This window comes from Draconibacterium sediminis (genome assembly GCF_000949475.1).
GTDB classification, from domain to species: Bacteria; Bacteroidota; Bacteroidia; order Bacteroidales; family Prolixibacteraceae; genus Draconibacterium; species Draconibacterium sediminis.
This window is the reverse complement of sequence record NZ_JRHC01000008.1, coordinates 153,184-165,455: the sequence shown is the minus strand read 5'-3', so window position 1 is coordinate 165,455 and position 12,272 is coordinate 153,184. Positions and strand designations below refer to the sequence as shown.

General features: G+C 40.5%; 4 protein-coding genes. 3 read left to right on the top strand and 1 reads right to left on the bottom strand.

Translation table 11 applies throughout. The annotated features are described in order from the left end of the window. Positions 1–34: 34 nt before the first annotated feature. Positions 35–4,819 carry a PKD domain-containing protein gene (locus LH29_RS24165; protein ID WP_157493802.1) on the bottom strand — a complete coding sequence of 1,595 codons (4,785 nt, stop codon included), beginning with the start codon at positions 4,817–4,819 and terminating at the stop codon, positions 35–37. Positions 4,820–5,640: 821 nt separating this feature from the next. Here LH29_RS24165 and LH29_RS22330 point away from each other — a divergent pair. The 3 genes from LH29_RS22330 to LH29_RS22320 all read left to right on the top strand — a co-directional run bounded on the left by LH29_RS22330 (position 5,641) and on the right by LH29_RS22320 (position 12,067). Continuing rightward, positions 5,641–6,114: a hypothetical protein gene (locus LH29_RS22330; protein ID WP_157493801.1), complete on the top strand. Its 474-nt coding sequence runs from the start codon at positions 5,641–5,643 to the stop codon at positions 6,112–6,114. 1,019 nt (positions 6,115–7,133) lie between these two features. Next, positions 7,134–7,775: a response regulator transcription factor gene (locus LH29_RS22325; RefSeq protein ID WP_045033549.1), complete on the top strand. Its 642-nt coding sequence runs from the start codon at positions 7,134–7,136 to the stop codon at positions 7,773–7,775. 584 nt (positions 7,776–8,359) lie between these two features. Then, a complete protein-coding gene (locus LH29_RS22320; protein WP_045033548.1) occupies positions 8,360–12,067 on the top strand; it encodes a T9SS type A sorting domain-containing protein in 3,708 nt (1,235 codons plus the stop codon). Positions 12,068–12,272 lie beyond the last annotated feature (205 nt).

Here is a 12,272-nt window from a genome sequence, read left to right as displayed (position 1 = left end):
ATGCGTCCACATCAGTCTGGGATTCGTTGTCTCCTTATTTTTTTATGATCTTTTGAATCGTAGGCTGATTAAAGTTTATCACTTTCACCATATAAATTCCTGAAGGGTAACCGGATAAATCGACTCTGAGAAATGAAGAAGTAAGTTGTTCTTCAACTAGTTTTTTACCGCTAAGGTCGTAAACGGAATACGAGTCATCAAATCCCACTTCATCCAGGTTTATATTTATGAAACTGATTGCCGGATTTGGATAAATTGAAATGTTTCTTTCTAACCAGGAATCTGAGGCCGGATTACTGGCAGATGCCATTGGAGGCGCAAAAGAAATGGTATAGTCTTCTACTTCGCCGTCAAATCCGTCTTCACAAGATGATGGAGCACTTCCAATTTTCATTGCAATCCGCATGCGTGTTGTTCCGTTTGCATACGACGGAATAAAAATGTTATCACTAACAGTTCCCTTTTTATTATTTAACTGGAATACCGTTTCATCGGCATCATCAAAATCTCCATCCTGGTTAAAGTCGATCCAAACTCTCCAGAAATTGCGGGTAGTAACGTTAAGTGGTATTAATTCGGTAAAGTAATTTTGCCCCGGAGTGATATCATTAAAAGAGCTTGCAGCAAGGATATAGCCATCGGATCCGGATTGTACTTCAATACCATCAAAAATAACACTGGTAATATAGTTTTGAGTACTACTTATATTAGAAGGTGCACAATAGTTAACCGATGAATTGTCATTTTGATCGTAAACAGTAATTGTCATGCTTTTCTGGGACGATCCCAAATTGTTTGACGCAGTTAAGGTAACTACATAATCGCCGGGACTGTCATACGAAACTACCGGATTTTCGGAAGTCGAAGCACTTGCACTTGCACTGGCATAATTACTGTCAAAATTCCAGACTAAACTTGTAGGATTATACAGAGAAGTATTGGTAAACTGGACTGATTCTCCAACCGCAACGTTTGGACTGCTTGCTGTAAAATCAGCAACTGGTGCAGGCTCAGCTATTGTTACTGTATAGTCTTCAATTTCTCCTGTCAGATCGCCACAAGCCGTTGGGGCAGTTGAGCCCATTGCCACTCTCATTCGTGTGGTTAAATTAAGTCCGGCCGGTACGTTAAAACCTGCAGTAATTTCTGATTTTGATTTTGATGAACTCAGAATCTTCTCCGAATCTGAGAAAATCATATCCTGATCAAAGTCGATCCAAACTGCCCAATACTCAAATTTGCTTCTTGAACTAAATCCGGGTGTCAATGTAATTGTTTCGCTTGTTCCACTTTCTAAGTCAAACCCAAATGCAGTAAAATCGCTGTAACCATTTGAACCTGAATTTTTGGATTGTCCATTAATATTAACGCCTGCAATCCATTCATCACTTGCTGATGCTGTAGGAATACAATAGGAAGGAACATATGGCTCAACCTGGATATAACTTACCGCGGTTTTCGTGTCGGTGCCACCCGCGTTCGAGGTGGTGAGCGTTACGCTGTACGAACCTGACGTTGAGTAGGTAATTGATGGGTTTTGCTGGGTTGAAGTGCCCGGTGTTCCGCCTTCAAAGGTCCAGCTCCATGAGCTTGGTTCATTGGAAGATAGATCCTTGAATGCTACTGTTTGCCCCTCAGTGATAGTGGTTTTATCTGCCGAGTATTCAGCCACCGGTGCAATAACCGGTTGCCTCACTTCAATGTAATCGACTATGGTTTTCGTATCTGATCCATCAGCATTTATCGCCGTTAAAGTTACATTGAAAAGACCAACAGTACTGTATTTAATCGATGGATTTTGAAGCGTTGAAGAAGTTTGGTCAGCTCCTTCAAAAGTCCAGCTCCACGAATTTGCATCGGATGACAGGTCCGAAAAATTAATCGACTCTCCTTTTGTGATTATGGTTTTATTTGCCGCAAAATCAGCCACCGGAAGAATTACAGGTTCATTCACCTGAATGTAATCAACGATTATCTTTGTATCCGATCCGTCAGCATTTGTAGCAGTTAAACTAACATTGAAAATACCAGCGGTACTGTATGTAATCGAAGGATTCTGAAGTGTTGACGAAGTATTGTCTGCTCCTTCAAAAGTCCAGCTCCACGAGGTTGCATCAGATGACAGATCAGAGAAATTAACTGACTCACCTGTGTTGATTATCGTTTTGTTCGCGGTGAAATCAGCTACCGGAAGAACCGCAGGTTCATTCACCTGAATGTAATCAACGATTGTTTTTGTATCCGATCCGTCAGAATTTGTAGCAGTTAAGCTAACATTGTACGTACCGGCTTTACTGTATGTGATCGATGGATTCTGCAATGTTGAAGAGGTTTTGTCGGCTCCCTCAAAAGTCCAGTTCCAAGATGTCGCATCGGATGAAAGGTCAGAGAAATTTACTGAACCACCTGTATTCACAGCTGTCTTGTTGGCTGAAAAATTAGCCACAGGAAGAACAACTTTAACAGGATCGTTAACCGATATGTAGTTGTCAACAAATTTTGTATCCGAACCGTCTGCATTGGTTGCTATTATTGTCACCTTATAGGTGCCGGATGTATAGTAAGTTACTACCGGATTTTGTGCTGTTGATGTTGTTGGTGAACCGCCTTCAAAAGTCCAGCTCCGCGCAGTTGCATCAGATGACAAATCAGAAAAACTAACCGATTCGCCGGTGTTGATTATGGTTTTATTTGCAGCGAAATCAGCAACCGGTAAAACTACAGGTTCCGTCACCTCGATATAGTTGTATGCAGTTTTTGTATTCGAACCACCGGCATTTGTTGCGGTCAAAATAACCTTGTAAGAGCCGGAACTGTTATAGGTAACTGTCGGATTTTTCGCCGTTGATGTTGCCGGATTTCCTCCTTCAAAAGTCCAGCTCCACGACGTTGGTGTGTTAGTTGAAAGATCAGAGAAAGTAACGGTTCCGCCTTTTTCAAGCGATCTCGGACCGGCTGAAAAATCAGCAACAGGTGCAATTACCGGTTCGGTAACTGTAATGTAATTATCTACACTTTTTGTATTCGATCCATCAGCATTTGTTGCTGTTAAAGTTACTTTGTAGGTTCCTGCAGTACTATAGGTAACAGTTGGATTTTGTGCTGTGGATGTTGCCGGACTTCCTCCTTCGAGTGTCCAACTCCACGAAGTTGGCGAGTTGGTTGACAAGTCAGAGAATGAAACAGTTTCGTTTGTGTTTACTGTCGTTTTGTTGGCTGAAAAGTTGGCAACCGGTGCTGCCGTTCCGCCTAATGGCATACAATAACCGTATTCATCCAAAGGCCCCTTTGTGGCATCGGAGTCATCTCCATCTGCTAAATCAGGACACGGAGGACAGTTTGCAGGTTTCGGCCCCAGTCCCCACCAGTAATAACCATCTCCATCACGGTCATCGCAAATAACCTGGTAGTTTTTTATAGCACTTACTACTGGTGTTTTTAATCCTTGTGTGTAGAGCATGTTCGACAAGTCTGGTTCGTCTACATAGACGTATCCGGCATCTCCAAAGTTAATTCCCCAGCTGTTTTTGAAGATCCATACTGTTTTTCCAACTAAAGGATCTCCTGCCTGAATTGTTGTAAATCCATATGAGCTGCTAAAAAACTGGTCTCCTACTTCAACTACTTTATATCCAACTAAAGCCATGGTGTGTGCCCAGTTGTATAAACCACTACTTAATGGCCCATTCTGAATAAGCATTCTTTTAACTGTTTCTTCAGTAAGCGGGTTTGCGGTAGTTCCGGTATAAATCTTACCACCAATTTTTATTAGTTCTGATGCAGGTGTAGATTTAGAATTACAGGATTCCAAAGAGGCAGAGTAGGGGAAGGCAGCTTCATCAATAAGACCTGTATTGGTAATGTAATCTAAAGCGTAACTGGGATAACCTCCATCGCAGTCGCCGGCACCGCTACATGAAACGAGTACCTGCTCTGATAAATCGAGGTTTAATTTTTGGTTATAGAAGATATTAACCAATGCCTCTGTTGCTGCTGTTGTAGAAAAAGCCCAGCAAGAACCACAAGTGCTTTGGTCTTTTATAGATGTCATCCAGTTCTTTCCATGCCGGTTACGCCAGTCCCATTCGCCCACATAAGGGCTTGCAGCGGTGGCCGATTTTAACGTTCCGTCATCAGTGCTGGTAGACGCAGTGCTGCTTGCTGAAATCACACCCCCTGCATAATATTCAAATCCTGCAGGGAAGGTGCTTTGTCCGTATAGTTTTTTTCTTTCTCCGTAACTGAGTTCCGAAACGCTGGTTGGCCCGGCTATCCAATGTTTCCCTTTCTCTTTTAGATTTTTATTGATCTTGTTGATCTTAACCTCATTCTGGCCTTGTTTCTTCTCTTTTTTTGCCTGCTCCACATCAAGTCCTGATTCAATACTTGTTGAATAACTCAGGCTTTTTAACTTTAGCTGAGCATCCTCAATCTCTATCTGTATAGAATAAGGCTTTATGCCATTCAAAATACTTGTTTCTTCACAAATGTCTTTAACCGAAAATGATTTCTCCGCCTCCAGTAAAAGATTATAACTTTCGTAAATCAGATATTCATTAAAGTCATTGTCGATTAGTACTAAGCGAACCAACGAATTTTCGCCATTCAGCGTAATATCTGCCGTGGCATCAAGTCCGTAAATTGGCTTTCCGATCTGTCCGAATGGGAGGATTTCTACTGTTTCCGAATAGGTTTGATTGATAAGAATGGATTGAGCATTTTGCCCAATCATTTTGAATCTGTGGTCCGGATTTTGTCCAAACGATGCCCAGCTGATCACACATAGAACCAGCAGTGCTAAAAGCCCTGATTTTTTCATAGCATACCCTTGAAAGTGATTAAATGGTCCTGCCTTTTTTGATCTGTCTGTTTTTTTTAACAAACAGCGGGTTTGCAAAAACTTCAAATAACCCTAATCAAATTCTCTCAACTTAATTAAAATTAATACTTCAACATTTAAAATCTCTACGTTCTCAAAAGATGCATGGATAAATAAAAAGTAGTCCATCGACATTTAATGATCGCTGTATCTATAGGTTTGCTTCGGCTAATGTAGATGCTTGCTTTTTTATTACCAAGCATTTTTGTTAACAGGAAAGCAATTGGGGAGGAAACAGCTTGTTAAAAAGTGAATGGAATAGTAATAAATACAGGTGTTTTAATGCGATTGAAAAAAAAATAAAAAAATTGAAAAAAAATCCATAATCGACTGATAAACAGAAAGGTGGTGAACAGATGCATTCTTATGTAAATGCTTTTTTGACAAAAATATAAAGGAATAGATCTTCCTTTTGAAGCAAAACTTAGCCATCTTTTGACAGCATAAATAGCATCAGAAACAGGATATAAATCACGTCTGATTTGGTCATGTTTTTGTTGGGCTGTTATTAAATAGATAGTCTATATTTTGCTATTTACAGAAGTATTATAAGTAGCTTGCTGACAGCGTTTAGGAGCTGTGTGGCTTAGTGCTTAATACTGTAATTTGACTTATGTTTAATTGTTTTGTAACTTTTATGCAATAATTCAGGATTGCGGAAACCCTGTAAATAATGTTAATTGGAGGTACCCGGCAGCCGGAAGGGTGGCTGGGGAGATTCACAAATTACCGGTTTACCCCAAACTCTAAAATTTAATAAAATGCAAAATCGAATTTCATTTGTCCTCAGTGATGAGGAAAGAACTGCTATTAACCAGTCGTTAGAGACGCTGGTAAATATACTTGAACCTAAATTGGTGAGTCTTACCACCGACGAACGTAAGGAAATGCCCAAAATGGTTGATAAAACAGTGGCTTTTGTTTCGAAAGCCCTGGACTATGGAGAGGAATATTCAAATTATATTCCTGATTTTATTGATGTACCCGAAGCAAAAACGGATTTTCGTGCAGTACAAACCATGCGTACTTTTTATACACAACTGGAACGTTTAACCAATGGTTTAGACGACAGTATGACTTTGGCCGGGAGCGAGGCTTATAGTTCGGCACTGTCGATTTATAAAGTGTTGAAAAATGCTGCAGCCATGGAGCAATCTGGTGCTGAAGAGGCTGTGAATGATCTGGCAAACCGCTTTCCGAGAGGAAAACGTAGCAGAACGCCCGAGGCCAATTAGTAAGTTTTAATCCTTTCGTAACCCCTGAATTATTACTCCTATTTTCCGCCATAGCAAAAAGCTGCATTAACGTAAAAAGTAGCCGGTTTTTACTAACTAATTCATGTTTTTTTGATCCCGTTCCGGTTTACAGAGAGGGGGACCTCGATCTGTTACCCGTTAGTTTCGTTTTACAGAAAATAATTACCTGATTTTAGCCTGTAAATCCGGTTTGTAATTTCGTTTGTTCGGCTTTTTATCAGAGCAGGCCGGGAAAAAGTTAGGATTTGCTTACGTTTTTTCAAATTCATGCTGCTAGAAATAACAATGAATCTTACTTTTTTTCGAAGCCGCTAGCCTGAAAATCAGAACATCCTCGATTTATATGAGAATTTCGGTGTTTTATCAGAGTACTTCCTTGTTTAGTTCGAATGATATTTTATCTGAATTCGGGCTCGTCTTCACTTAAAGTCAAAATTGTCCGATAATATATCAGCTTATTGGAGTAAGAAATGGAATGATCGAATGAGATTCTGTAATTCTTTCTTCCTGACAATTAATAATTAGAAGTAATATCAAAATGTATTTTCCCGTTTTATCCGGATTTAAATAGCCAGGGAAACGCAATTCTTCTTAGTAAAACTATTGTTCCGTTTAGTGATGTGATTGTTTGAAGCCATTCAACTTTTTGAGTAACTATTATAATAATAGCGATTTTAACCGTAGTATATTTTACTCCTGTTTACCAGTTTTCTAAGTAATTTTCAAATTGACAATACGGAATTTTACGGATTGACTTGCGTATGCATTATTTTGTAACTTGTATAACCGTAATAAACTAGAAGCATTCCTATCGCAAGCCAGTTAACCACATGCGCTATTTATTCTTAAGATGATTGAAACTTGATTAGTTTTTATTGAAATAGGGAGTTTCAGAACAGAAATTAATCAAGGTACGAGAGAACACAACATGAAAATATTGTCTGTTTGAGCTTGCAACTCAGGCGGATAGGGATTGTATCCCTAAAAAGTAAGAAGCCATGTGTAAAATAGCCATTTTGGAACAGTTTAACCTTTTCGGCTCAGGAATTAAATCAATACTGGAAGATGCTAATCAACTAGATGTTGTTATACAGGCCGATTCTATTGATAAGCTGATTGCAGGAAAAGGAATGGAAAAGCCTGATGTAGTAATTTTCGACATCATTCACGACGATAATTCTGGAATGAAAGTTCTTAAGCAAATTAGCAGGTCTTTTTCCGGAGTGCCGGTACTATTGATTGTAAGTAACAACTATGCCGACTGTTTTGAGGAATATATACGCCTTGGAGTAAAAGGCTTCGTGTTTCAGAACTCATCGGGTAAAGAGTTGGTTAAGGCAATAAAAAAACTAAAAGAAGGGGAGGAGTATTTCGCGTCGAAAGTATGGGATATCTTCCGCAGTACGATAAGGGCTCGTAAAGCTAGTCGAATAAACAAACAAAGTAATAAGCTTACGGAAAGGGAAGTTACCGTTTTAAAGCTCTTTACGAAGGGCATGTCATATAAAGAAATTGGTGTGAACCTTAATATTAGTCCGCGCACTGTTGAAACACATAAGCGCAACATATTGGCAAAACTAAAAATACGTACTACAGCGGATATGATAAAATACGCTTACCGAAATAATATTCTAGCTTAGAATCTGATAGTCTTTGTGTAATGATTATCTACTATATAAAAACAGGCATCCGGTGCCTGTTTTATTTTTTTTGAAAGTCCAAAAAAAATTAATAGCAAAATCTGCTTCAAAATTGATAGACTCACCCTGATTGTGCCTTCGACACAATCATCTCTCTCTTCCGGAAAGAGAGGGAATGAGGGAGAGTTAACTGAGCGATTGCATTACATTCATCGCTGTTGGTGATTGCTGGTAATCATGAATGTTTTATTAATACTGCATCTTTTATATCCCGAAATCCAACTTATCCTTTGCCAATAGTAGGTATGAAAAACAGTAACCGGTTTTGTTACGAATGCCGACAGAAAATATGGTGCTAACAAGGCTGTTTTTAGTTCCATAAATCAGTAGAAAACCCGATTGACTTCCTCATGAACCCGCCGTAACTTTTCATTCGTGAAAATATTGAGAAACTTAGGACTTAACTCTGTACCCCTTAGAATTAAATCCAAATAGACCAATTTTATGAATGGCGACGCGTATGGAGGTTTTTTTATGATGATTTGATAAAACGAAAACACATTTTAACTAAAAATTATCAGATTATGGAAAAAAATTACACGCGCTGCAAAAGATGGTATTGCTATCTTTTGTTACTCTTTTGTGCACTGCTCTTCAGCTATACGGGCAATGCACAAATTACTATTGACGGCAATCCAAGTACCACTCCTGGCGAGTGGGTAGATGTATTTACTGATGGAAATATTATTTCCTCATTTGTGATTGACGCAAAGCGACTTGATGGAACCGATAACCAGTTTACAGGTGGTGCAAAAGACTATGATTTGGCCACAGGAATGTATTGGGAATGGGGACAGGTTTCAGACAAAGATGAACTCACCAATGCCGCAGTTGCTGTTATTAATGACACCATGTATTTCTGTACCGACAGGAATTCCACGTCAGGTTCGTCTCAAGTTGGTTTCTGGGTATTTCAGGACGGAACAGCTCCTTATGAAGCCGGAATTACTCCGGGTTTTGAAAATGAGGACAAAAATGCATTCTTCCCCGCAAAAGCGTATGGAGATATGCTTATTCTTGCAACGTTTACTGAAGGTGGACGTGTTCCGGATATAGAGGTATACCAGTTTGATCCTTCACAAAAAGGGAAAAAAAGACTTATAGAAGCTACTGTATTTGCAGAAGCTGAAGTAAGTAGTGCAATGTATACGGTTCCTGATTATACCGATCCTGTTACCGGAATTAACTGGAACGAATACGAGCATAAAGACACCAAAACTGTTGGTGATTACTATCCCGGGTCTTTCTTCGAAGGTAGAGTTGATTTACTTGGACTTCCTATAGGAATAGATTTGTGCGGTGCCTGGTTCTTTTTCGAAACGAGGAATTCGCACTCAACCGATGCTATGCTGAATGACTTTGTTGGAGGTACAGTTGGTGCCAGCCCTGAGATTGAACCAATACCTGATATTGTTTGTGTCGGTGATCCGGCTAATCTTTGTGTTCAGGGAAAAGATGGAAGAGATATCAGTGGATCTGATTTCTACTGGTTTACTTCAATGCCGAGTGTAGATGAGGATGGTATTGTTGATCCAACCGGAGCAACAGTGGATGGTCCTTGTATGGCGCTTCCCGGGTTGGCAGTTGGAACACATTCGCGTTGGGTTGCAGAACTTGACGAATATGGATGTTGGAGTAATGTCGTTCAGGTTGATGCTACTGTAGAACCACGTCCTGCATTAAATCCTGCTTCATTAACCGTATGCGAAAATGTTGCCGGAGAAGGCGTAGGAACATTTGATTTAACCGAAGCCGCATCAGCAATCGGACTTACAGGAGCAATGTCAATAGATTACCTGATTACTGGTGATAGTGCAGCTTTTGATGCCGAAGATGGCGACCAGGTTACTGTTGTTGCCTATTTCACTGCCAATACTTTGGTGTGCGAATCGTCTGCTGTTATCACGTTGCATGTAGAGCCACGACCTGTATTAAGTCCGACTTCGCTAACTGAATGTGAGAATGTTGCAGGTGAAGGCGTCGGAACATTTGATTTAACTGAAGCCGCATCGGCAATCGGACTTACAGGAGAAATGGCAATAGATTACCTGATTACAGGTGATAGTACAGCTTTCGATGCCGAAGATGGCGACCAGGTAACGGTTGTTGCCTATTACACTGCCAACGATCTGGTATGCGAATCATCAGCAATTATTACGCTTCATGTAGAGCCACGACCGGTATTAAGTCCGGCTTCGCTAACTGAATGTGAGAATGTTGCCGGAGAAGGCGTCGGAACATTTGATTTAACTGAAGCCGCATCAGCAATCGGACTTACAGGAGAAATGGCAATAGATTACCTGATTACAGGTGATAGTACAGCTTTCGATGCCGAAGATGGCGACCAGGTAACAGTTGTAGCCTATTATACGACCAATGATTTGGTATGCGAATCATCAGCAATTATTACGCTGCATGTAAATCCAAATCCGCTGGTATCTCCGGCTGAGGATGAGTGGTGTGTTGATTTTCAGCCTGCATTGTTTGATCCAAATGATTACAACGCTGAAATTCTTGATGACGGTCAGGATATAAATGATTTCACATTCAGTTGGGATAAATCAACCGCACCTGACATGCCAACAGATATTTATAATCCTGTTGTAACTGTTTATAATGTTACCGTAACCGATGTGTCCGAGCCTACGAATTGCCAAAGCAGTTCAATATTAACGATCACTGTTTATCCGGGACCAGCAATTCAAAGTCTTGTGGTAAGTCAGCAAGTATCATGGATTGGAGCTCATGATGGCGCATTAGATTTAGAAGTGGCTGGTGGTACAGCTCCTTATAGTTATGCATGGACCGGACCAGATGGATTTACTTACTCTGGTCAGGATCCTACCGGATTATATCCGGGTATTTACGAAGTAACAGTTACAGATGCCCGCGAGTGTACAGATTATAGTCTTATCGAACTTCCGCCTGCAGGTGCCGCAAATGTAATACTTGTGCCTGAGCCAATTTCATGTGTTTATTTGGTTAACGGAGTGGCCGTATTCAATTGCGATGGTGCTATTGATGCTACTGTTAGTGGTGCCGTAAGTCCATACCGTACTTATATTTGGACCGGACCCGATGGATTTACTGCTTCAACAGAAGATATCAGTAATCTATGCGAACCTGGATTCTATCAGTTAGTGATAGAATTCTATAACGATGCTGCAAAAACAGATTTGGCTGTGACACTTCCTCAGGTTGCTCCATTCTACTATGAAGCTGAAGTGCAAGGATATCCAGAGGAAGATGCGCTGTGGATAGATGTTACAGGAATTCCAGGATGTGGTAGTGGTTCTCTTGAGGTAACCGGTAATGGTTATGATAAGTTAAGAGTTTACGATAGCAATGATGTTTTACTTGAAACTATAACCACTTCAACTTCACCATATAGTGGCTTTACAACAGTGTTTGCTGAAGGAGGTTACTATGTAGTAGCTTCACGAGCAAGTTTTGACGGAGAACCTGATTTCTGTGAAGTGTCTGATGACTTTACAGTTGAGCCTTGTCCATGTAATACAGCATTTGGTTATGGTGGATATTTAGATGGTGTTACAAGTCGTTCTTTCTTGGATGATTGTGAGCCTGCTGGTCCATGGAGCAATTGGGGCTGGACCAACTATATTGCAATACAAGGAACGTATAATATCCCAATGTATGCAGGTGCACCAGCTTGTGAGCCGGAACCAGAATATCATGACAATATTGTAGGCACTGCAGTGGTAGATTACTCAGGAGGTTATGTATCAATAACATTTACTGATCTGAAGGAGGGTTATAATTTCGATGGTTTCCATATTTGGACAGGTGATACTCCATTTCCACCAAAGGATGCTCCGGGTCAGTGGACGACCGGATTAAACTTTGAATTCGATGGAGGATGGATTGTTATCCATGCTGTATATTGTGGACCGCCACTATCAGGTCCGGTGCAGCTTCAATCTGCTCATATTCCTGCTCCGACTACTTTCGAAGCAAGTCCATTGATCGCTTATCCGAACCCGTTCAGCGATAAGGTAACTTTCGAGTTTGTTTCAGGCAAAGATGCACATGGTGTTCTTGAGGTTTACAACTTATTCGGACAACGTGTTGCACGTGTTATGGACCGTCCTGTATTACGAGGTGAACTTAATAAGGTAGAGTATGCACCGGAGCACAGAGTTTCCGGAATATACCTCTATCGTTTAGATCTGGATGGAGACGTTCAGGTAGGTAGAATTATTTATAAAGAATGATTTAGACCCTTATTTTTTATCATGTATAATACCAAAGTCTGTCAGGCTTTGGGCTGAGGATCCGTCCTTAGTGGGATTCGTTAAAGAGGCTGGCTTCGCAAGGTCAGCCTCTTTCCTTTTTCTGAAAGTCCTCCGGGTAATTCCAGTAAAGTATTTTCAAGATATTTAAACTCACCCTGATTATGTCTGCGACACAATCGTCCCT

Excerpts from the sequence above, each read along its gene's own strand:
- LH29_RS24165 (WP_157493802.1), bottom strand. The coding sequence starts at position 4,819 with ATGAAAAAATCAGGGCTTTTAGCACTGCTGGTTCTATGTGTGATCAGC.
- LH29_RS22330 (WP_157493801.1), top strand. The coding sequence starts at position 5,641 with ATGCAAAATCGAATTTCATTTGTCCTCAGTGATGAGGAAAGAACTGCT.
- LH29_RS22325 (WP_045033549.1), top strand. The coding sequence starts at position 7,134 with ATGTGTAAAATAGCCATTTTGGAACAGTTTAACCTTTTCGGCTCAGGA.
- LH29_RS22320 (WP_045033548.1), top strand. The coding sequence starts at position 8,360 with ATGGAAAAAAATTACACGCGCTGCAAAAGATGGTATTGCTATCTTTTG.